20 protein-coding genes are annotated in these 21,769 nt (G+C 73.5%); 10 read left to right on the top strand and 10 right to left on the bottom strand.

Annotation, left to right across the window (positions count from 1 at the left end; genetic code table 11):
* Window positions 1–29: 29 nt before the first annotated feature.
* The 6 genes from ACZ7CF_RS29830 to ACZ7CF_RS29855 all read left to right on the top strand — a co-directional run bounded on the left by ACZ7CF_RS29830 (window position 30) and on the right by ACZ7CF_RS29855 (window position 8,889).
* The gene (locus tag ACZ7CF_RS29830; protein WP_470371122.1) at window positions 30–1,487 is read left to right on the top strand and encodes a flavin-containing monooxygenase; all 1,458 of its coding nucleotides are present in this window, start codon (window positions 30–32) and stop codon (window positions 1,485–1,487) included.
* A 4-nt stretch (window positions 1,488–1,491) separates the two neighbouring features.
* Complete coding sequence (locus ACZ7CF_RS29835) at window positions 1,492–3,144, top strand: FAD-dependent oxidoreductase (protein ID WP_470371123.1); 1,653 nt, start codon at window positions 1,492–1,494, stop codon at window positions 3,142–3,144.
* Window positions 3,134–3,745, top strand: a complete 612-nt coding sequence (locus ACZ7CF_RS29840; protein WP_470371124.1) for an acetoacetate decarboxylase family protein — start codon at window positions 3,134–3,136, stop codon at window positions 3,743–3,745. The genes ACZ7CF_RS29835 and ACZ7CF_RS29840 overlap by 11 nt, the downstream gene beginning before the upstream one ends.
* Before the next feature lie 268 nt (window positions 3,746–4,013).
* Window positions 4,014–8,222, top strand: a complete 4,209-nt coding sequence (locus ACZ7CF_RS29845) for a SpoIIE family protein phosphatase (RefSeq protein ID WP_470371125.1) — start codon at window positions 4,014–4,016, stop codon at window positions 8,220–8,222.
* Window positions 8,152–8,445 carry an STAS domain-containing protein gene (locus ACZ7CF_RS29850; protein WP_470371126.1) on the top strand — a complete coding sequence of 98 codons (294 nt, stop codon included), beginning with the start codon at window positions 8,152–8,154 and terminating at the stop codon, window positions 8,443–8,445. The genes ACZ7CF_RS29845 and ACZ7CF_RS29850 overlap by 71 nt, the downstream gene beginning before the upstream one ends.
* A gap of 3 nt (window positions 8,446–8,448) precedes the next feature.
* Window positions 8,449–8,889 (top strand): SRPBCC family protein, encoded by a 441-nt coding sequence (locus ACZ7CF_RS29855; RefSeq protein ID WP_360392992.1) that lies wholly within the window; start codon window positions 8,449–8,451, stop codon window positions 8,887–8,889.
* 4 nt (window positions 8,890–8,893) lie between these two features.
* Here the strand turns inward: ACZ7CF_RS29855 and ACZ7CF_RS29860 are convergent, their stop codons facing one another.
* A complete protein-coding gene (locus ACZ7CF_RS29860) occupies window positions 8,894–10,237 on the bottom strand; it encodes a cryptochrome/photolyase family protein (RefSeq protein ID WP_470371127.1) in 1,344 nt (447 codons plus the stop codon).
* Window positions 10,222–11,061, bottom strand: a complete 840-nt coding sequence (locus ACZ7CF_RS29865) for a YhjD/YihY/BrkB family envelope integrity protein (protein WP_360392986.1) — start codon at window positions 11,059–11,061, stop codon at window positions 10,222–10,224. The genes ACZ7CF_RS29860 and ACZ7CF_RS29865 overlap by 16 nt, the downstream gene beginning before the upstream one ends.
* A 55-nt stretch (window positions 11,062–11,116) precedes the next feature.
* On the opposite strand from ACZ7CF_RS29865, the gene ACZ7CF_RS29870 reads away from it, so the two are divergent.
* A complete protein-coding gene (locus ACZ7CF_RS29870) occupies window positions 11,117–11,830 on the top strand; it encodes a CDP-alcohol phosphatidyltransferase family protein (RefSeq protein ID WP_360392983.1) in 714 nt (237 codons plus the stop codon).
* Here the strand turns inward: ACZ7CF_RS29870 and ACZ7CF_RS29875 are convergent.
* The 5 genes from ACZ7CF_RS29875 to ACZ7CF_RS29895 form a co-directional block, all read right to left on the bottom strand.
* Window positions 11,792–13,264, bottom strand: a complete 1,473-nt coding sequence (locus ACZ7CF_RS29875; protein ID WP_470371128.1) for a phytoene desaturase family protein — start codon at window positions 13,262–13,264, stop codon at window positions 11,792–11,794. The two genes, ACZ7CF_RS29870 and ACZ7CF_RS29875, sit on opposite strands and share 39 nt — an antisense overlap.
* 1 nt (window position 13,265) lies before the next feature.
* The gene (locus ACZ7CF_RS29880; protein WP_470371129.1) at window positions 13,266–14,384 is read right to left on the bottom strand and encodes a glycosyltransferase family 2 protein; all 1,119 of its coding nucleotides are present in this window, start codon (window positions 14,382–14,384) and stop codon (window positions 13,266–13,268) included.
* Window positions 14,381–15,400, bottom strand: coding sequence for a carotenoid biosynthesis protein (locus tag ACZ7CF_RS29885; RefSeq protein ID WP_470371130.1), 1,020 nt, complete (start codon window positions 15,398–15,400; stop codon window positions 14,381–14,383). Before ACZ7CF_RS29885 ends, ACZ7CF_RS29880 begins: the two co-directional genes overlap by 4 nt.
* A complete protein-coding gene (locus ACZ7CF_RS29890; RefSeq protein ID WP_470371131.1) occupies window positions 15,397–16,914 on the bottom strand; it encodes an FAD-dependent oxidoreductase in 1,518 nt (505 codons plus the stop codon). Before ACZ7CF_RS29890 ends, ACZ7CF_RS29885 begins: the two co-directional genes overlap by 4 nt.
* A gap of 95 nt (window positions 16,915–17,009) precedes the next feature.
* Window positions 17,010–17,162: a hypothetical protein gene (locus ACZ7CF_RS29895; protein WP_360392972.1), complete on the bottom strand. Its 153-nt coding sequence runs from the start codon at window positions 17,160–17,162 to the stop codon at window positions 17,010–17,012.
* A gap of 245 nt (window positions 17,163–17,407) precedes the next feature.
* On the opposite strand from ACZ7CF_RS29895, the gene ACZ7CF_RS29900 reads away from it, so the two are divergent.
* The 3 genes from ACZ7CF_RS29900 to ACZ7CF_RS29910 all read left to right on the top strand — a co-directional run bounded on the left by ACZ7CF_RS29900 (window position 17,408) and on the right by ACZ7CF_RS29910 (window position 20,538).
* Window positions 17,408–17,614, top strand: coding sequence for a CsbD family protein (locus ACZ7CF_RS29900; protein ID WP_470371132.1), 207 nt, complete (start codon window positions 17,408–17,410; stop codon window positions 17,612–17,614).
* Between the two features lie 121 nt (window positions 17,615–17,735).
* Window positions 17,736–18,779 carry a TerC/Alx family metal homeostasis membrane protein gene (locus tag ACZ7CF_RS29905; RefSeq protein ID WP_470371133.1) on the top strand — a complete coding sequence of 348 codons (1,044 nt, stop codon included), beginning with the start codon at window positions 17,736–17,738 and terminating at the stop codon, window positions 18,777–18,779.
* 235 nt (window positions 18,780–19,014) lie between these two features.
* Window positions 19,015–20,538 (top strand): anti-sigma factor antagonist, encoded by a 1,524-nt coding sequence (locus ACZ7CF_RS29910; RefSeq protein WP_470371134.1) that lies wholly within the window; start codon window positions 19,015–19,017, stop codon window positions 20,536–20,538.
* A gap of 9 nt (window positions 20,539–20,547) precedes the next feature.
* Here ACZ7CF_RS29910 and ACZ7CF_RS29915 read toward each other — a convergent pair whose 3' ends face one another.
* The 3 genes from ACZ7CF_RS29915 to ACZ7CF_RS29925 form a co-directional block, all read right to left on the bottom strand.
* Window positions 20,548–20,736 (bottom strand): hypothetical protein, encoded by a 189-nt coding sequence (locus ACZ7CF_RS29915; RefSeq protein WP_360392963.1) that lies wholly within the window; start codon window positions 20,734–20,736, stop codon window positions 20,548–20,550.
* A gap of 332 nt (window positions 20,737–21,068) precedes the next feature.
* Window positions 21,069–21,380: a hypothetical protein gene (locus tag ACZ7CF_RS29920; RefSeq protein WP_360392960.1), complete on the bottom strand. Its 312-nt coding sequence runs from the start codon at window positions 21,378–21,380 to the stop codon at window positions 21,069–21,071.
* 139 nt (window positions 21,381–21,519) lie between these two features.
* Window positions 21,520–21,756, bottom strand: coding sequence for a hypothetical protein (locus ACZ7CF_RS29925; RefSeq protein ID WP_360392957.1), 237 nt, complete (start codon window positions 21,754–21,756; stop codon window positions 21,520–21,522).
* Window positions 21,757–21,769: the final 13 nt, after the last annotated feature.

Below are 21,769 nucleotides of genomic sequence, written 5' to 3' on the forward strand. Positions count from 1 at the left end.
AACGGGTGGTTGTTCCTAGCTTCGGTGACGTGCGAGAAAACCCCGAGGTGGTGGTCATCGGTGCCGGTTTCGGCGGCCTGGGCGTGGCGTTGTCGCTGCACAGAGCCGGTTTCGACCGGGTCACGGTGCTGGAGCGGGCCGACGAGGTCGGCGGCGTCTGGCGGGACAACACCTATCCGGGTGCCGCGTGCGACGTGCCGTCCTCGCTGTACTCGTACTCCTTCTTCCCCGACTCGTCGTGGCCGCGCCGCTACGCCGCCCAGCCCGATGTCCTGGACTACCTGCGGCGGGCGGCGGCGGTCGTGCGCGACCGGATCCGGTTCGGTGCGCGGGTCGTGGCCGCGACGTTCGACGAGGCACGGCACCGGTGGCGGGTGGAGCTCGCCGACGGCGAGGTGCTGGAGGCCGACGTGCTGGTGTCGGCGGTCGGCCAGCTGAACCGGCCGGCGGTGCCGGTGCTGCCCGGTCTCGACTTGTTCGGCGGCCCGGTGTTCCACAGCGCCCGGTGGCGGCACGACGTGGACCTGCGCGGCACGCGGGTCGCGGTGGTGGGCACCGGGGCGAGCGCGGCGCAGTTCGTGCCGCGGGTCCAGCCGCGGGCAGACCACCTGACCGTCTTCCAGCGCACCGCCCCGCACGTGCTGCCCAAGCCCGACGGGCGGCTGCGCGGCCGGGCCTGTCCGCTGGCGGCACGGGCCGCGCGCGGCGGGGTGTGGCTCGCGGGCGAGGCGTTGACCGGGTTGCTGCACTCCGGCCGGTTCTCCCGCGGCCTGGTCGCCGGTCTCGCGGCCGCCCACCTGCGGGTGCGGGTGCGGGACCGGGCGTTGCGCGAACGGCTGCGGCCGACCACGCCGGTGGGCTGCAAGCGAGTGCTGTTCAGCAACGACTGGTACCCCGCGCTCACCGCCGCGAACGTCGACGTGGTGACCGAGCCGATCGCCGAGGTCACGGCGCGGGGCGTGCGCACCGCTGACGGCCGCGAGCACGCCGCGGACGTGCTGATCTGGGGCACCGGGTTCACCGTCGCCGACTTCGCCCTGCCGATGCGCGTCACCGGCAGGCGGGGCCGGGAGCTCGCCGGGGTGTGGGGCGGGCGGCCGCGGGCGCACCTGGGCCTGTCGGTGCCCGGTTTCCCGAGCTTCTTCCTGGTGTACGGGCCGAACACGAACCTCGGCGGCAGCTCGGTGATCACGATGATCGAGGCGCAGTGCCGTTACGTCGTGGCCGCGGTGCGCCACCTCGCGCACACCGGTACGGCGGCGCTGGAGGTGCGGCCCGGGGTCGCCGACGCGTTCGACGCGGAGATGCGGGCGCGGCTGGCCGGTGGGCTGTGGAGCGGCTGCGGGTCGTGGTACCGCGCCGGCGACGGGTCCGTCACGACGAACTGGCCCGGCAGCACGCGGGAGTACCTGCGGCGCACCGCGGAGCTGCGGCTGGGCGACCACGTGCTGACGCACACCGGTGGCCTGGCAGCGGAAGGGGTGTGACGCCGTGGACCACGACGTGCTGGTGATCGGGTCGGGGTTCGGTGGCGCGGTGACCGCCCTGCGGCTGACCGAGAAGGGCTACCGGGTCGGCGTGCTGGAGGCGGGGCGGCGGTTCGCCGACGACGAGTTCCCGCGCACGTCCTGGCAGCTGCGCGACTACCTGTTCGCGCCGCGGCTGGGGTGCACGGGCATCCAGCGGATCACGCCGTTGCGCGACGTGCTGGTGCTCAGCGGCGCCGGGGTCGGCGGCGGGTCGCTGGTGTACGCGAACACCCTGTACGAGCCGGGCGAGGCGTTCTTCCGCGACCCGCGCTGGGCGCACGTCACCGACTGGCAGGCGGAGCTCGCGCCGCACTACGACCAGGCGAGCCGGGTGCTGGGGGTGGTGGAGAACCCGTGCCGCACCGCCGCCGACCGGTTGCTGCGCGAGGTCGCCGTCGAGCTCGGGGTGCCGTCGACCCACCGCCCGTCCCCGGTGGGCGTCCACTTCGGACCCGACGGCGAGGACCCGTTCTTCGGCGGTGCCGGGCCGCGTCGCACCGGGTGCACCGCCTGCGGCGCGTGCATGACCGGCTGCCGGCACGGCGCGAAGAACACGCTGCCGAAGAACTACCTGCACCTGGCCGAGCAGGCCGGTGCGCGGGTGTGGCCGTTGACGACGGTCACGGACGTGCGGCCCCGTCCCGGCGGCGGGTACGCGGTGCGCACGCGGCGGACCGGCGGGCGGGCGGAGCGGATCTTCACCGCCGGCCAGGTGGTGTTCTCGGCGGCGTCGCTGGGCACGCAGCAGCTGCTGCACCGCATCCGCGCCGGCGGTGGTCTGCCCGGGCTGTCGCCGCGGCTGGGAGCGTTGTGCCGCACGAACTCCGAGGCGGTCGTGGCGGTGCGGGTGCCGGGTGGGCGGATCGACAACTCGCTCGGCATCTCGATCACGTCGTCGATCCACCCGGACGCCGACACGCACGTCGAGGTGGTCCGCTACGGGCGCGGCAGCAACCTGATGGGCCTGCTGATGACCACGCTCGTGGACGGCGGACCCGGCCGGTTGCGCCGCGGTCTGGCCCAGCTGCGGGCCGAGTACCGCACGGCCCTGCGGATGCACTCGCCGCGCAGGTGGTCGGAGGAGACGATAGCGTTGCTGGTGATGCAGAGCCTGGACAACTCGCTCACCACGTCGTTGCGGCGGGGTCGCCTGACGACCCGGCAGGGCGAGGGCGCGCCGAACCCGTCGTGGATCCCGGCCGGGCACGAGGTGGCCCGCCGGCTCGCGGCCCGCGCCGGCGGCGTCGCGCGGGGCGCGTGGAACGACCTGGCGGACGTCCCGCTGACCGGCCACCTGATCGGCGGCTGCGTGATCGGCGACTCCCCCGCCACCGGCGTCGTCGACCCGTACCACCGCGTCCACGGCCACCCCGGGCTGCACGTGGTGGACGGCTCCGCGATCCCGGCGAACCTCGGCGTGAACCCGGCGCTGACGATCACCGCGCTCGCCGAGCGCGCGATGTCGTTGTGGCCCAACAAGGGTGAACCGGACCCGCGGCCCCCTCTCGGAGCGACCTACGCCCGGCTCAGCGCCGTGGCACCGCACCGCCCGGCGGTTCCGGCGGGGGCGCCGGCGGCGCTGCGGCCCGCGGGCGAGGTGACCGATGTCCGCTGACTTCCCCCCGGCGCCGTGGAACCTGTGCGGCCAGGGCTGGCTCACGGTGTGGACGGCACCACGTTCGGCGACGACCCTGCGGCTGCCGGGCGGCGTCGTGCCGCTGTCCCTGTTCGGCCGCGTGCTCGTGGTGTCGGCGTTCGTCGACTACCGCCCGCCCGGACTGCTCTCCTACCACGAGCTGATGACGGCCGTGGTGGTGCGGCGCGGGTTCCGGCCGGGACTGTCCATCACGGACATCTGGGTCGACGACACCCGGTCGCAGCAGGGCGCGCGAGCGATGTGGGGCATCCCCAAGGAGTTGGCGGACTTCACGCTCTCCGCCGGCCCGCTCGACGCCGTGGCGCTGGTGGACGACACGACCATCGCCGCCGCCGACGAGCAGCCCCTCCGGGCACCGGGCCTGCCGGTGTGGGCGGGGACGTCGGTGTGGCAGTCGCTGCACGGGAAGGCGCACCGCACCGCGCTGCGCACCTCGGCGCGGGTCCGGCCGACGCGGGTGCGCTGGCGGCTCACGCCCGGCGGGCGGCTCGGCTGGCTCCGCGCGGGCAAGCCGTTGCTGCACCTCGCGGTGACGAACCTGCGCATGCGCTTCGGCTGACGCCCCGCCGCCGCCGGACCGACCGCGCGCACCGACTCCGCGGTCGTGTTCGAGGGCACCGGGCAGACCCTCCCGGCACCCGGTGGGTCGCCACCGGAGCGCGGGCGCTACCGGCGGCGGAGGCCGCCCGCCTTCGCCGCGGCGGGGCGGTCCGGTCCCCCTCCACGCCGTGGCGCGGGGCACACCCGTCGGATCTGGTTGTGCAGCCGTCGCCGGGTTTGGGCACCCTGGACAGGTCAACTGTCGAGGTGTGGCGAAGGGACGGTCGGTGACCCGCTCTGACGACACCGGTGAAAGAGACGACCGGCCCGCGCTCACCGGTGTCTTCGCCGAGGACCCGCTGGTCGGTCGTGACCTCGCCGCGGTCGACTGGACCGCCACCCCGCTCGGCCCGCCCTCCGGGTGGCCGCAGAGCCTGCAGACCGCCGTCAGCGTGCTGCTGTCGTCGCGGTTCTCGATGTGGCTCGCGTGGGGCCCGGAGCTGACCTTCTTCTGCAACGACGCCTACCGGCGCAACACGCTCGCCCGCAAGTACCCGTGGGCGCTGGGGCGACCGGCGGCCGAGGTGTGGGCGGAGATCTGGGAGGACATCGGTCCCCGCGTGGACAGCGTGCTCACCACCGGGCACGCGACGTGGGACGAGGCGCTGCTGCTGTTCGTGGAACGGTCCGGCTACTCCGAGGAGAGCTACCACACCTTCTCCTACAGCCCGCTGCGCGACGAGAGCGGCGCGGTGGCGGGGATGCTGTGCGTGGTCAGCGAGGAGACCGACCGCGTCATCGCCGAGCGGCGGATGGCCACGCTGCGCGACCTCGGCTCGGACCCGAGCGTCGCGCGCGAGGAGCAGGAGGTGCTGGCGTTCGCGTGCACGCAGCTCGGGCGCAACCAGCGCGACCTGCCGTTCACCCTGACCTACCTGTTCGACGACGGCCACGCGCGGCTGGCCTGCGCCACCGGCATCGGGCAGGACCACCAGGCCGCGCCGCAGAACCTGCCGCCGCCGCCGGGTGCCGTGGACTGGCCGCTGGCGGCCGCCAAGCGCGGCGAGTCCGCCGTGGTCGGGCTCGACGACCACGACGGCCTGCCCACCGGGGCGTGGAGCCGGCCGCCCACGAGCGCGCTGGTCGTGCCGCTGCAACGGCCCGGTGGCGCGCCGTACGGGTTCCTGGTCGCCGGCCTGAACCGGCACCGGCCGCTCGACGACGGCTACCTCGGGTTCGTGGAGCTGGTCGCAGGCCACCTGGCGGCGGGCATCGCCGGTGCCCGCAACTTCCAGGCCCAGCAGCGGCGGGCCGAGGAGCTGGCCGAGCTCGACCGCGCCAAGACCGCGTTCTTCTCCAACATCAGCCACGAGTTCCGCACGCCGCTGACGTTGATCATGGGACCGGTGCAGGACCTGCGCGACCGGCTCTCCCCCGCCGACCCGCAGGCCGGTCAGGAGCTGGAGGTCATCCACCGCAACGGCCTGCGGCTGGGCAAGCTCGTCAACACCCTGCTGGACTTCTCCCGCCTCGAAGCGGGCCGCATGCAGGCGCACTTCCAGCCGGTCGACCTCGCCGCGGTGACCGCGGAGCTCGCCAGCGTCTTCCGCTCGGCGGTGGAGAAGGCCGGGCTGCGCTTCGAGATCGACTGCGCGCCGCTGCCGGAACCGGTGCACGTCGACCTCGGCCTGTGGGAGAAGGTCGTGCTGAACCTGCTGAGCAACGCGCTCAAGTTCACCGTCGAGGGATCGGTCGGCGTGTCCGTGCGGGCCGGGTCGAACCGGGCGGTCGTGACGGTCAGCGACACCGGTGTGGGGGTGCCGGAGCACGAGATCCCGCGCCTGTTCGAGCGCTTCCACCGCATCGAGAACACGTGGTCGCGGTCCAAGGAGGGCAGCGGCATCGGGCTCGCGCTGGTGCAGGAGCTCGTCGGCCTGCACGGCGGCACGATCCGCGCCGAGAGCACCCAGGGCGCCGGCACCACCTTCACCGTCGAGCTGCCGTTCGGCACGCACCACCTGCCCGCCGACGCGCTCGCGCAGGACTCCGCCGCGCCCGCCACGTCCGACATCGCCGCCCCCTACGTGCAGGAGGCGCTGCGCTGGCTGCCGGAGCCCGGCCTGACGGTGGAGGAGCTGCTGCCCAGCACGGCCGCCGGTGCCGCGCCGGAGCTGCCCGCGACGGTGCTGGTCGCCGACGACAACGCGGACATGCGCGAGTACCTGACCCGGCTGCTGCACCGCGCGGGCTACGAGGTGCGCGCGGTCGACGACGGCCTGGCGGCGCTGGAGTCCGCCCGCGCCCGGCCGCCGGACCTGGTGGTCAGCGACGTGATGATGCCGCGGATGGACGGGTTGTCGCTGGTGGCGGCCCTGCGCGCGGACCAGCGCACGCTGGCGGTGCCGGTGCTGCTGCTGTCCGCGCGGGCCGGTCAGGAGGCCTCCGGCGAGGGCCTGCGCGCCGGGGCGGACGACTACCTGGTCAAGCCGTTCGCCGCTGCGGACCTGCTGGCGCGGGTGCGGGCGAACGTGGACCTCGCCCGGTTGCGCGGCCGGCACGCCCGCTGGCGGGACGCGTTGATCGACTCGTTGCAGGAGGCGTTCTTCGTCTGCGACGGCGCCGGCACGGTCGTGGAGATCAACGCCGCGTTCACCGACATCCTCGGCTACGGGCCGGAGGGGCTGCCCTACCCGGTGCCGCACCCGTGGTGGCCCACGGACCCGGAGGCGCGCAAGCAGTTCGCCGCCGCGTTCGAGCAGCGGTCCGGCCGCGACCAGCGCAGCCACACCGTGCCGGTGACCCACCGCGACGGCCGGCGGTTGTGGCTCAGCGCCCTGATGAACCCGGCTCGCGACCCGGACAGCGGCGACACGATGACGGTCGGCACCTTCCGCGACGTCACCGCAGAGCACCACGCCCGCAGGCGGGAGGCCGCGCTCGCGGAGATGAGCATGCGGCTGTCGCAGGCCACGGACACCGGCGACGCGCTGACGAGTGCGATCGAGCAGCTGGAGGGTCTCTGGCGGACGGAGCACGTCCTGGCCGTCGTGTTCGCACGGCACCACGACCCGCTGGTCGTCAACGGGTCCGCCGGCTTCGTCTGGGAGGACATGCCGGAGCACGAGCGGGTGGTGCTGACGTCGTTCCGGGAGCACCAGGCGCTGGTCCCGGTCGTGCTCGGCGACGGCAGCGTCGTGGTCACCGTCGAGCACCCGGACGGACCGATGGTGCTGTGGCTGCGCATCGACGCGTTGCAGCAGTTCACCGAGCAGGACGAGCTGCTGTTGTCGGTGCTGGCCGGTCACCTCACGCAAGGCCTGTCCCGCGCGCACCAGATCGACCAGCAGCGGGAGACCGCGATCGCGTTGCAGCGGGCCATCCTCGGTCCGTCGCTCCTGCCGGGCGGGTTCGCCGTGCGCTACGAGCCGGCCGCACGGCCGCTGGAGGTCGGCGGCGACTGGTACGACACGTTCGAGCTGCCGGACCGGCGCATCGGCATCGTCGTCGGCGACTGCGTGGGCCGCGGGCTCACCGCGGCGGCCGTGATGGGCCAGCTGCGCAGCGCCTGCCGCGCCCTGCTGCTGCAGGAGATCGGTCCCGCCCGCGCGCTGGAGGCGCTCGACCAGTTCGCCGCCGGGGTGCCGGGGGCGTTGTGCACCACGGTGTTCTGCGGTGTCCTCGACCCCACGACCGGTCACCTCGTCTACTCCAGCGCCGGGCACCCGCCCGCGATCCTGGCGCTGCACGACGGCACCACCCGGCTGCTGGAGGACGGCCGGTCCATCCCGCTCGCGGTCAAGCCGGGCGTGCGGCGCGCGGAGGCCGAGTGCACCCTGCCGCCCCGCTCGACCCTGCTGACCTACACCGACGGCCTGGTGGAACGCCGGCGCCGCTCGCTGACCGAGGGCATCGAGAAGGCGGCGGAAGCGGTGCAGCAGGGCCGGTCCAGCGGCCTGGAGGACCTCGCGGGCGAGATCATGCAGACCCTGGCCCCGGCCGGCGGCTACGACGACGACGTCGCGTTGCTGCTCTACCGCCACCCGGCGCCGCTGGAGCTGAACTTCGCTGCCGAGCCGAACCAGATGCACGGTGCGCGCAACACGCTGCGCACCTGGCTGGGCCAGTGCGGACTGTCCACGACGCTGGCGCAGGGCGTGCTGCTGGCCGTGGGCGAGGCCTGGACCAACGCCATCGAGCACGCCTACCGCGACGAGACCCGCGAGAACGTGCGGGTGCGCGTCGAGTCCGCCGGCGACACCGGGCTGCTCGTGACCGTGGTCGACACCGGCACCTGGAAGACCCCGAACACCGACCCGGCCGCGCGCCGCGGCATGGGCACGACGATCATGCGGACGATGATGGACGAGGTCGCCATCCTCCCCGAACCGACCGGTACGACCGTGACGATGCAGGTGATGATTCCTGATGACGACGCCGCTGAAGCTGACCAAGACCACCGCCGCGGACGGCCGATCGGTGGTCAAGGCAGCGGGTGAGATCGACCTGAGCAACACCGGGGCGTTCGCCGCCGCGCTCTCCGGCACCACCGGCCCGCTCGTGGTGGACCTGACCGAGGTCCACTACATCGACAGCGCCGGCATGAGCGTCCTGTTCGCGCACGCCGAACGGGCGGAGCTGATCGCGACGCCGCTGCTCACGCCGATCCTGGAGATGTCGGGCCTGACCTCGTTGACGACCGTCCGCGGCACGGAGGGGTAGCCGGTGCGCAGCACCTCGGTGACCAGGACGGTGCCCGCGGCGGCGGAGCGGATCTTCGACCTGCTGGCGGACCCGGCGAAGCACCCGCTGATCGACGGGTCGGGTACGGTGCGCGCTCCCCGGCCGGGCGCGCCGGCCCGGTTGTCGCTCGGCGCGACCTTCGGCATGGACATGCGCATCGGTGTGGCGTACCGGATCGAGAACACCGTGGTGGAGTTCGAGGAGGACCGGCTCATCGCCTGGCGCCACTTCAACGGCCACCGGTGGCGGTGGCGGCTCGTCCCGCTCGGCGACGGCACGACCGAGGTGACCGAGACGTTCGACTGGTCGACCGCGCGCACGGCGTGGCTGCTCGGGCTGTCCGGGATTCCCCGGCGGAACGAGGTGGCGATGAAGCGGTCGCTCGACCGGTTGGCGGGGCTGTTCGGCGCGGCGGCGGCCTGAGCGGTCAGCGCCTGCGGTTCTGCTGTTTGCCCTGCTTGTGCTTCCTGCGGGCGCTGACGAACCGCGCGTACCCCTCTTCCAGCCCCACCACGGGTCCCGGGTAGTCGAGTCCACTGCGGACGGACGCGTCGAGCTCCCACGGCCGGTGCACGAGCGGACCGGGCACGGACCGCAGCTCGGGCACGTACCGGTGGACGTAGGCGCCGTCCGGGTCGTGCTGCTCGCCGTGCCACACCGGGTCGAACACCCGGCCGGGGCGGGTGTCGGTGCCGGTTCCCGCCACCCACTGCCAGTTGAGCTGGTTGCTCGCGAGGTCGCCGTCGACGAGGTGGTGCAGGAAGAACGCGGCGCCCGGCCGCCAGTCGAGGTACAGGGTCTTGCAGAGGAAGCTCGCGGCCAGCAGGCGGGCGCGGTTGGGCAGCCAGCCCTCGGTGGTGAGCTGGCGCATGGCGGCGTCGACGACCGGGTAGCCGGTGCGGCCCCGTTGCCAGGCGAGCAGGTCGGCCGGGGCGTGGCGCCACCGGTCACCGCGGTCGCGGTAGTCCTGCCACGCGGCGTCCGGTCGTGCGGCGAGGACCCGGAGGTAGAAGTCGCGCCACGCCAGCTGGCGCACGAACTGGCCGGCGTGCGCGCCGACGGCGTGACGGGTCTCGGCCGCGGAGAGCGAGCCGAAGTGCAGGTGTGCGGACAGGTGTGACGAGCCCTGGCGGGCCAGGTCGTCGCGGTCGTCGGCGTACCGGTGCACTCCGGTTCGCGCCCAGGAGTCCAGCAGGGCCCGGCCGTGGCGTTCGCCGCCGGGTGGCAGGCCGGGTGCCGGGATGCCGCGGGAGAAGGTCTCGGCCGAGGGGAGCTCGCCGGGGTCGACGCTGGGCAGCCGCAGGCCGCCGGGTGCGGGCAGCGGGGTGCGTGGCGGGACCTCGTTCCAGCGCTGGAAGAACGGTGTGAAGACCGGCTCGAACGGACCGGTCGGTGCCACGGCGGGAACGACGTCGTCGTGCACCACGAGCCGGTCCCCCACCGCCTCGCGCAGGGCGCGCTCGCGGCGGTGGGCGTATGCGCTCGCGTCGGCGGACACGTGGACGCGGGTGATGTCGTGCTCCCGCACCAGGTTCGCGACGACGGCCGCGGGGTCGCCGTGCCGGACGACCAGTGCGCTGCCCCGGTCGGCGAGGCCGCGGGCGAGGTCGCGCAGGCAGCCGGTGAGGAACGCGGCCCGGTTCGGCCCGGCGAAGTCCGTGCGGGAGACCACGAAGAGCGGGAGCACCTCGCCGGCGGTGGCCGCGGCGGTGAGCATCGCGTTGTCGTGCACGCGGAGGTCGCGCGTGAAGAGCGCTAGCGAGACGGGCAACGAACCCCCTGCGGCTGGGCGGTGAGCACCTCGTGCGTGCTCAGTGTCGCCCGGTACCCGAACAACAGCAGGGCGTGCAGCAGGAACAGCCACAGCGCGAGCGCCGCCACGACGCCGGGACCGGCCAGGCCGCCGTAGGGGATCGCCCAGTCCACCGGGATGGCGAGGAACAGCACGAACCCGTGCAGGAAGCCGGTGAGGACCGCGCCGACGGCGACACCGGCCGCGAAGCTCGTCCTGGCAGGCAGGTCGACGGGTCCGGCGAGGGCGAACACCAGGCCGACGGTCGCGCAGACCGGCACGAGGTCGGCGTGGAACGACAGCACGACCCCGAGCACCGCGGACCAGCCGCCCTCCGCGTACAGCGGGGCGACGACGGGGGTCACCGCGAGCGGCAGCGCGATCAGCAGCGGCGCCAGCGCGAGCACCGGCAGGAACGCGATGCGGCCCGCCCACCCGGTCCACTTGGTCACCTTCTCACCGGCCGCCTGGCCCAGGCCGCGGCGCAGCCCCTCGCCGTAGAGCGACGCGGGCAGCAACGACGCCGCCAGCAGCGGCCACGGCGCGGTCACCGCCGCCTCGGCCAGCCGCACGAGCCCCTCGGTCGGGTTCCGCGCGGCCGCCGGGAGCGCGTCACCGAGCAGGCGGGCGCTGTCGAGCACGAACCCAGGCCCGAACAGCAGTGCCGCGCCGCGCAGGGCCAGCAGCAGCAGCGGGACCAGGCCCAAGCCGGCGAAGAACGTCAGACCGGCCGCCCACAGCAGGAGGTCCCGGCCGTGCAGCGCCGAGCGGGTGGCTGCCACCACAGCGCGGAGTACCTGCATGATCGGGAGGTACCCGAACCTGCGTGATGTCACCCCTCCGCCTACGGTTGTGGTTGTGACCGGTGCTGAGCGAAATCCCGTCGCCGAGTGGTCGCGGGTGCACGGCGAGGACGTGTCCGGCAGCCGGCTGGTCGTCGGCTGGCTGCGGTTCGTGCACGCGCTGGCCCGCCCGTTCGACCGGGTCCACCCCGACGTGTTGTCCGCGGCCGGTGTCGTCGTCGCCCTGGGTGCCGTCGGTGCCGCCGCGGCGGGCGGGTGGTGGGCCCTGCTGGCGTTGCTGCTCGTGGTGGGCACCGGGGTGCTCGACGGGCTGGACGGCGCGGTCGCCCTGCGCACCGGCCGGGTGCGGCCGCTGGGTGCGGTGGTCGACGCGGTCGCCGACCGGCTGGCCGACGTGTGCCTGGTGCTGGTGCTGCTGGTGCTCGGGGCGCAGGCGTGGTGGTGTGCCGGGATCGCGATGTCGTTGCTGCTGCACGAGTACGCGCGGGCCAAGGCGCAGGCCGTGGGGATGACGTCGGCGGGTGCGATCACCGTCGCGGAGCGGCCGACGCGGGTGGTCGTGGTCGCGGTCGCCTGCGCGGGAACGGCCCTGTCGCCCGGTGGCACGCCCGTCACCGGGTGGGGCTGGGCGGCGGTGTCGGTGGTGCTGTGGGCGGTGTGCGCGGTCGTGGGGTTCGGTCAGCTCGCGGCCGGTGTCCGGCGGGAGCTCGCCGGCCGGCCGTGGACCGGGTCAGGCCGGGCCCACCAGCCGAGCGACGATCTGCGCTGACATCGCCACGAGCGGCAGCCCGCCGCCGGGGTGGGCGGAGCCGCCGACGAGGAACAACCCCGGTACCGGCGACCGGTTGGCCGGGCGCAGCAACGCCGCCCGCGGCCCGTTGGACGACGAGCCGTAGATCGACCCGCCGACCGAGCCGGTGTCGCGGGCCCAGTCGGCCGGGGTGCGGATCTCCCGCAGCCGCACCCGGTCGCGCACGTCGAGGCCGCGGTCGGCCATCACCCGCAGGACGCGGTCGGCGTAGGCGGTGGCCAGCCCCGGCTCCGTCCAGTCCACCGGGCTCTGCCGGGGCGCGTTGACCAGCACGAACCACGCCTCGTCGCCCTCGGGTGCCACGGCGGGGTCGTCCGGTGCGCACACGTAGACCGTCGGGTCGGTCACCGGGTGCGGGTGCCTGCCGAAGATCGCGTCGAACTCGGCGTCGTAGTCGGCGGGGAACAGCACGCGGTGGTGGGCCGGGTCCGGTGTCCGGCCCCGCAGCCCGAGCAGCAGCACGAACCCCGACAGCGACGGCTGGGTCTTGGCGAGCATCCGGCGCGGGCGGCGGGCGCGCCGTTCGGTGAGCAGCTCGCCGTAGAGGTGTTCGGCGTCCACATCGGACACGACGACGTCGGCACCGTGCCGTTCGCCGCCGGGCAGCAGCACGCCGGTGACGCCGCTCGCGTCGGTGTCGACGCCGAGGACCGGTGTGTCGAACCGGAAGCGCACGCCCAGCTCGGCGCAGCGTTCGAACAACGCGTCGCCGAGCCGGCGCAGCCCGCCGCGGACGTACCAGCCGCCGAACCGCTGCTCGATGAACGGGACGACCGTCATCAGCGCCGGGGTGCGGCGCGGGTCGGACCCGCTGTAGGTGGCGTAGCGGTCGAGCAGCATGCGCAGCCGCGGGTCGGTGAACCGCCGCTCCCCCACCCCGCGCAGCGTGCGCCACGGCGCGATCGCCATCAGGTCGCGGACGCTCGCCGAGCGGCGCACGAGGTCGCGCACACCGCCGAGCGGGTTCTGCAGCACCGGTTCGCCGACGAGGTCCCACAACCGTTCCGCGTCGGTCATCACCGCGCGCCACTGCCGGGCGGCCTGCGGTCCGAACGCGTCGGCGATGGCGTCGTCCACCTGCTTCTCGGCGTGCGGCAGGTCGAGCTCGGAGCCGTCGGGGAAGCGGTAGCGGCAGGTCGGTTCCACCGGCACGACGTCGACGAGGTCGTCGAGCGGGGCGCCGGTGGCGGCGAAGAGGTCGCGGTAGACGTGCGGCAGGGTCAGCAACGAAGGCCCGGTGTCGAAGGTGAAACCGCCGCGCCGCACCGTGCCGAGCTTGCCGCCGTGCCCGGCCGCCTGCTCGAACGTCGTGACCTCGTGCCCGGCCTTCGCGAGCCGTGCGGCCGCGGCCAGTCCGCCCATGCCCGCGCCGATGACCACCACCCGTGCCACGTCAGCTGCTCCCCTTCAACGAACGGCCCTTCCAGTGCAGGCTGCCCGCCCGCCGGGCCCGCCACGACCGGGCGACCAGGGTCAGGAACACCCCCACCGACACCGGGTGCGCGAGCGCGTCCGGCCAGACCCGGCCACCGGTGTGCCGGGCGGCCACCACGCGGCTGAGCACCCCCGCCGCGTACCCGACCGCACCCGCGCGCGACCCGGTGAGCGCCGCCAGCGGTGGCAGGACGTACAGCCAGGCGAACAACGCCGACACGGCGACCGCCGCCGCCGGGGTGCCGGTGGCCGACCACAGCGACTTCTCGTAGCCCTGCCGCACGTCCGCCCAGTCCTCGTACATCCGGCAGGCCGCCACCGTGCTGCCGTCGACGACCACACCGCGGCCGCCGCTGCGTTTGACCGCCCGCATCAGCGCGATGTCGTCGAGCACGGCGGTGGCGACACCGGCGAAGCCACCGCAGCGGTGGTAGGCCTCGGCGTCCACGACGAGGAACTGGCCGTTGGCCGCGGACAGCGCGGGCCGCGGCGAGGTCTCGGCCAGCCGCAGCGGCAGGAACACGAGCCACGACCACTGCAGCAGCGGCTGCACGAGCCGGGTCGCGGCACCGTCGGCGAGCTGCCGCGGGAACGGCGAGACGATGTCGAGCCGGTTGGCGCGCAACAGCTCCACGGCCGCGGCCACCGCGTGCGGGGCGAGCACGACGTCCGCGTCGACGAACACCAGCACCCGCCCGCGGGCCAGCTCGGCCAGCTGCGCGCAGGCGTGCGGCTTGCCCGGCAGCCCGGCGGGCGGCCCGTCACCGGTGACGACCTTCAGCCGCGGGTCGCCGGCCGCCACCCGGCGCACCTCGTCGGCGGTGCCGTCGGCCGAACCGTCGTCGAGCACGACGACCTCCAGGTCGGGCACGCCCTCCTGCTCCAGCACCGAGCGGATGGTCGGCGCGATCCGATGGGCCTCGTCGCGTGCGGGCACCAGCACGGACACCGGTTCCACGCACTCGCGCGGGTCGGCGGGCGGCACGCGCATCAGCCGCGCGTTGACCACGGTGTGCACGGCGGCGGCAACGGCCCCGACAGCGGCACCGCGCACCGCGGCGGTGACCAGTCGCCTCATCGGTGCGCTCGCCACAGCGCCACCGCGAACGGCATCGCCACCGCACCCATCAGCAGACCGGCGACCACGGACACCATGGGGCGGCCGAAGAACGCCGTGTGCGCCCACACCGACGACCCGTACGTCCACAGGTACAGCACCGGCGCCGGTCCGGACCGCAGGTCCAGCTCGTGCGACCGGCGCGCTTCGGCCGCCGCGTGCGGCACCGGCGCCCGGTCCAGCTCACCCGACCGGCGCGCCTCGGCAGCCCGGTGCGGCACCGACGCCCGGTCCAGCTCACCCGACCGCGTCCCGACGCCCCGGTGGGGCACCGGTTCGCGCGTCCGGATCAGCTCCACGACCCGCCGCCCCAGCGGCACCCGGTGCAGCTCGCGCGCTTCCCCGACGGTGCGCTGCAACGCGGTCATCATCAGCACGGCGACCAGCAGCCAGCCCGCGTAGTTCGTCAGCGGCACGTCGGCCACACCGGGCAGCGCAGGGGTGGGGTGCGCCCACTCCCAGTGGCCGGCGTCGACCATCTGCGGGTCCAGGAACACGTCCCACGCCGCCAGCGCCCACGCACCGAGCGCGACCACCGGCCACACCGGCCGGTCCGCGCGCAGCCACCGCGCCAGCGCCCGGCCGGCGAGCAGCGCGGGCCAGCACATCATCACCCAGGCCAGCGGCACGACCACCGGCACTCCGGCGACCTCCAGGCCCAGCGTGCCGGTGTAGCGGTACTCGCCGAACGGGAACCCGGTGTGCACGCCGATCGTCTCGGCCAGCAGACCGCCACCGCCGGCGACGGCCACCAGCAGTCCCGCCGCACGCGGGCCGAACCGCGCGTACGCGTCGCACACCGACGCGACGGCGAACGCGAGCACCGAGCCGACCGTCGTGAACAGGCGGTCGGCCGGGTCGGTCATGGAGTAGACGATCTGCGCCAGCACCACCAGCGCGCCGAACAGCCACGCGACCGCTGCCGCCGCCCGTGCGCCGGTGGCCCCTCTGCCGGTCGGCTGCCCGGCCGCGGTCACGCGGACCTCCGCCGGCGGGCCGCGGCGCGCAGCAACGGCACGCGGCCCTCGGACGGCACGGTCCACAGGTCCGTGCCGGTGACGCCCCAGCGGCCGAGCAGCTGGTTGGCGGCGACGAACCCGGTGGTGGCCGCGCGTTCCATCAACGCCACCGGCAGGTCGACCCGCACGAGGTCACCGGCCAGCACGACGAAGTCGTCCGGTGTGCGCACGCGCGGCCGGTGCTCGTAGCCACCGGCGGGGAACAGCGGGCAGTCCTCGCGCCATTCGTGCCGTTCGTCGACGACGGTGGCCCGTTTGGTCTCGGGGTAGATCTCGGTGAGCTGCTGCCAGAGCCGTTGGCGGGCCTCGGCCTCGTCCACGTCGGCCGGAATGGCGTACCCGTGCAGCTCCACGACGGAGCCGCCGGTGCGCGCTGCCCACGCCCGTGCCTCGTGCTCGTAGTTGTCGAGCACGCTGACGTTGTCGAGCAGGTCGTACCCGCTCGTGCCGACGAAACCGGGCCGGTCCACGGGTTCGTCGAGCCAGTACCGCGACACCAGGAACGGCGGCGCGGTCCGCAGCGCCGCGATCCGCTCCCGCCACGGGGCGTCGCCCAGGTCCGGGGACGCGGCCACGACCTTGCGCAGACCGGGCACCTCGGCGGCGAGGACCACGGCGTCGGCGTCGATCGTGCCGCCGGCGGTGGTGACGGTGAACCGCCGCTTCCCGCCGCGGGCCACCGACCGCACCTCGGTGCCGGTGCGGACGTCGGCACCGAGCTCGACGAGCCGGCGTCCCAGCGGGTCCCACAGGCCGTGCGGGAACGGGTCCGCGGCGACGTCGAAGAGCAGGCCCTCGCTGGAACCGAGGAAGTAGATGTGGAACATGACCGCGAGCTCGGCGGCCGACATGTCCCGCGGGTGCGCGAAGAAGCTGCGGGAGAACACCTCGAACGCCAGCGCGTGCGCGGCTTTCGGGAACCGGACGCGTTCCAGGTACTCGACGGCGTCGATGCGGTCCAGGTCGTCGTAGACCTCCGGCACCGACACGTCCAGCAGCTTGAGCGCCGCCTCCGGGTTGATGCCGGGCAGGTCGCGCCACCGGAACGTGGGACTGCTGCGCAGGAACGCGAGCACGTTCCACGGCGCGGTCGTCGGCAGCCCGGCGAATGAGTCGCGGTCGCCACCGGCGTGCCACAGCGGGTAGTCCGGCATCGGCGTGAGCGCCCTGCCGCCGGGGTCGACCCGCCCGAGCAACGCGCGCAGGTTGTAGTACTGCCGGAAGAACGCGTGGAAGCCGCGGGTCATCGTGACCTCGCTGCCGTCCTTCAGCCGCGTGCTCCAGCCGCCGACCCGCCCGCCGAGGTAGTCCTCGCGTTCGCACAGCACCACCCGCGCGCCGCGCTCGGCGAGCACGGTGGCCGCCGAGAGCCCCGCGATCCCGCCACCCACGACGACGACGGCGGGAACGTCGTCGGTGAACCCCGGCCGTCCCGCGGGCGCGGCGATCCGCACCGCCTTGCGATCCCTCACCGCTGCTCCTGTCCAGCCCCAAGCCCTTTGGTCGACCGTATGGGTGACCGGGCCGGTGTGCACGACGAGCGGGTCAGCGACGTCGAAAGCGCTGGTCAGGAAGTGGGCTCGCGGAACAGGTCGGTGTAGAACCCCTGCTTGGCCGCGACGGCGGTCTTCGTGGTGGCCGGCTGCACGTCCGGGTGGCTGAAGAGCCCGTCCGCGACGACGTCCGCCGTCGACTGCGCCGAGGCACGCTGCGAAACCATCTGGTTGTTCATGGGAATGCGACTCTCCGAGTGCTGTGCCCGCCGGCGGCAGGCGGTGGTGCTCCAGCTTTCCCGCGCGGGACCCACCGGAAACCGGGAACGGCGACGAATTCGTCCATAATGGAATGCAGGGGTCCGCGGCCGGCCCGTGACGACGCTCACCCGGTGTTCACCTGATCAGGGCGTGACGCCCGCCGCGGAGCACGTGTCCTCAAGACATCCGGAACTCGACTGAGGAGGACGCGATGTCGCTGGCGGACAAGTTCGGCAACAAGGCGGAGGACCTGGGAGGCAAGGCCAAGGAGGCCGCCGGCGAGGCCCTGGGCGACGAGCGGCTCGCCGACGAGGGCCGCGCCGACCAGGCCAAGGCTGCGCTCAAGGACGGTGTCGAGAAGGTGAAGGACGCGGTCGGCGGCATCGTCGACAGCGTCACGAAGAACCTCAAGAAGTAACCGGAGCGAGCCGGGACGCCCGCGCCGGGGTGTCCCACCCGCTCGCGGGGAGCACGGAGGTTCGCGGACACCGGTCACCGGGAACCCGGTGCGACATGGACACGCGAACGGCGACGGCCCCATGAACGCCCAGCAGCTCGACATCAGCTTTCTGACCTGGGCGGTGACGGTCGGTCTGGTCGTGCTGCTGCTCGCGGTCGACCTGCTCGTCGCGGCCAAGCGCCCGCACCACGTCGGGTTCGGCGAGGCGACGGCATGGTCGGTGTTCTACGTGGCGGTGGCCCTCGGGTTCGGCGTCTGGTTCACGCTGCACTACGGCGGCGGGCCGGGTTCGGAGTACTTCGTCGGCTACCTGGTCGAGAAGAGCCTGTCGGTCGACAACCTGTTCGTGTTCGTCATCATCATGTCGACGTTCGCGGTGCCCGACCAGCACCGGCACAAGGCGCTCACGTTCGGCATCGTGCTCGCGCTCATCATGCGGACGATCTTCATCGCGCTCGGCGCCACGCTGCTGTCGTTGTTCTCGTTCGTGTTCCTGCTGTTCGGGCTGCTGCTGATCTACACGGCGGTCCAGCTGTTCCGCCACCGCGACGAGGACCCCGACATCGAGGACAACGTCGTGGTCAAGACCTCGCGCCGGGTGCTGCCGGTGACCGACGACTACGTGGACGGCAAGCTGTTCACCCGCGACAACGGCAAGCGCATGGTCACGCCGCTGTTCGTGGCGCTGGTGGCGATCGGGACCATCGACCTGCTGTTCGCGCTCGACTCGATCCCCGCGGTCTTCGGCATCACCGCCCAGCCCTACGTCGTCTTCGCCGCGAACGCCTTCTCGCTGCTCGGGTTGCGCGCGTTGTTCTTCCTCGTGCAGGGGTTGCTGGACCGGTTGGTGTACCTGTCGGTCGGGCTGTCGCTGATCCTCGCCTTCATCGGCGTGAAGCTGATCCTGCAGTGGCTGCACGAGGACGTCGACGAGAGCGTCCCGGAGATCCCCACGCTGCTCAGCCTCGGGGTCATCGCCGTGGTGCTGCTGGTGGTCACGGTGGCGAGCCTGGTCAAGACCAAGCGCGACCCGTCCGCGAAGGCCCGCCCCGCCTCGCTGCGGACCCGGCGCGCGTCCGCCGGACGGACCCGGCGCGAGGAAGACGACCGGGCGCGTCGCTGACCGTTGCGGCGGGCCGGTTCTTGGACACTCCACAGTGGACTTGCCTCCCGCGTCGAGATCACCACGCGTGACCCCTTCCTCCCGGTCGGGCGGAAGTGCGCACCTCTCCCGGGTGACAGTCGCACGTCGAGTTGTGGGCCCTGCCGTTCCGGGCCTAGGTTCGGAGTCCTGACGACCTGACGTGCGAGTTGAGCCTGCAGCTCGGTGACCGGCCTCGTGCGAGGGAGAACCCGAGATGCCGCACCCCGTTCCAGGGCTGACCGACCGCTGGTCGCTCCACTCGACGTCGCACGACGGGATCACCGTGGTCGCCGTGGCCGGCGAAGTGGATACAACCGCGGCCCCGGCACTGGCGGCCGAGCTGACCGCACAGGCCGAGCAGCAACCCCGTGCCCTGCTGGTGGACCTGGGACAGGTCGTCTCGCTCAGCCCGTGCGGGGTCGGCGCCCTGCTCGACGCGCACGACCAGACGGCGAACCGGGGCGTTCCGCTGCACCTGGTCGCCGCCGGGCCGGAGGTGCTGCACGCGTTGGAGGTCAGCGGCCTCGCCGACCTCGTGCCGCGGCACCGGACGCTGCTCGACGCGTTCCGCTCGGCCGGCCCGGCGGTGGTGCGGCGCATGCGCGTCGCCCTGGTGTCGGAGCAGGCAAGCCCGCTGGTGGCCGACCACGGGCAGGGGGAGCACGTCGGACAGCTGTCGGCCGCGTTGAGCGGGCTGGGTCACGAGGTGGTGGTCTACACCCGGCGGAACGGCCCCTCACCCCTGGACCGCGTGCGGACCGCCGAGGGCTACGACGTCGTCCACGTGCCGGCCGGGCCACAGCACCCGCTCACCGAGGACGAGACCGTGCCGCACCTCGGCGAGTTCGCGGAGTTCCTGGCGCGGGAGTGGCGGGCGCGTCCGCCGGACGTGGTGCACACCCACCACTGGACCTCCGCGCTGGTGGGCGTGATCGGCGCCCACCTGGTCGGGGTCCCGGTCGTGCACACGTACACCGCGGTGGGGGCGGAGCGGACCGGCCGGCGGGCCGATGCCGAGGTGCTGGTCGCGCACAGGGCGTCGGCGATCGTGGCGATGAGCGCGCAGGAGGCGCAGGAGCTGTGGCGGCTGGGGTTGCGCCGCACGCAGGTCTCCGTGCTGCCGTGCGGGGTCGACCCGGTGCTGTTCCGCCCCGAGGGCCCGGTTGCGGTGCGCAACGCCCTGCGGCGGGTCCTCGTGACCGGCGGGCCGGCGCACCGCGGCGGGGTCGCCGACACCCTCACCGCCGTGTCCACGATGGACGACACCGAGCTGGTGGTCGCCGGGAGCTGCGGTGACGACGCGGACCTGCGCGAGCTGGCGGGCCGGCTCGGCGTGCGGGACCGGGTGGTGTTCGCGGGCGCGGTGCCGCGGGCCGAGCTGCCGCGACTGCTGCGCTCGGCCGACGCCGTGGTGTGCGTGCCGTCGGCGGAACCGTTCGGTGTCGCGGCGTTGCAGGCGATGGCGTGCGGCGTTCCGGTGGTGGCCACCGCGGTCGGCGCGTTGCTCGACGTCGTGGTGCACAACGTCACCGGCCTGCACGTGCCCGCCGGCAAGCCCGCCACACTGGCCAGGGCGTTGCGGCGGCTGCTGGCCGACGACACCTGGCGGGAGGAGTTCGGCGTCGCCGGACGGGACCGGGTGCTGGCGCGCTACTGCGGTGACCGGATCGCGAGGGAGGCCGTGGCGGTCTACGAACGGGTCGCGGCGTGCCGGGGTGTCACGACGAAGTCCGACTGAACCGGGTGCTCAGCTCGGCCACACGAACGCCTCGTGCTTGGCCGCGTGGTGGTGCTGCGCCGCGGGCGGGTGCTGTCGCTCGTCTCTCGCCGTCGCCGGAGGAGGCAGGACGGGCCGTTCCGCGACCGCCGCCCCGGCGCGAGGCGCGCCGGTGACGTACTTGGCGTACAGCTCATCGAAGATCGGCGTACCAGTCATGCGGACATTGTGGCGGCAAGAATCGCGGAAAAGGACCGAAAACCTGCAAACCGCGAGATCGGGTGACGCCACGTCGTGGCAAGCGGAACAATGTCGTTGCCCGGCTGCGGAGGTCACCGGCAAATCTACGGGTTCCGAACGCGAAGCAGCGCCCGGCTGGTTTGCCCAGCCGGGCGCTGCTTGGTGGGGACCACCGGTCCGCTGAACCGCGAACCGGCACCCGCCGACCTCAGTCGCGATGTTCGCCCAGGTCACCCGCGTCGTGTTCGAGAAAACGGAACCGGACGTCCGGACATCGCCGAAACGGTCGGGGTCACGCAGCGGTCAGACGATCAGTCGTCGTCGCCGTCGTGGGCGTGGGCCTCGACCACGTCGATGTCGGTGTCCGGGTTCGCGCAGACGCCGCTGTCGTTGTTCGAGAGGATCGGCACCGCGATGACGTTGACGTCGACGTGGCAGACGTTGATGTCGCTGAGGACCTCGGAGTCCTCCAGGTTCAGCAGGCCGACCTGGTGGGTGTGGTCGTACTCGGCGGCCATCGCCATCATGTGGCCGAAGTCCTCGGACTCACCCGCGAACGCCGGCGTGCCGACCAGCAGGAAAGCAGCACCGACAACAGCAGCGGCAACAGTCTTCTTCAGCATGGAGAATCGCTCCTCTTCGAGCACTCGTGGTTGGGTCTGACTACGTGCAGGTGCTGGAGAAGGGGAACGGAGTGCGGCACCCCGGCCTCGGCCCCGCTCCCACCCACGACAACGGCGCAACCTGGGTTGCGCCGTCGCGTCACTTGTCGTCGGGGTTGCCGCACAGACCGCTGTCGTTGTCCGACAGGACCGGCACCGCGATGACGTTGACGTCGATGAAGCAGGCGTTGAGGTCGCTGAGGACCTCGGAGTCGTTCAGGTCCGCAACACCCACCTGGTCGGTGATGTCCAGCTCGGGGGTGTCGGCCAGCGCCTGCGAACCGAAACCGAGGAAAGCGCCCGCGATAGCGACGGCCGCCCCTGCCTTCTTCAGCACGAAAATCTCCTTG

Source organism: Lentzea sp. NPDC036955, from assembly GCF_055608005.1.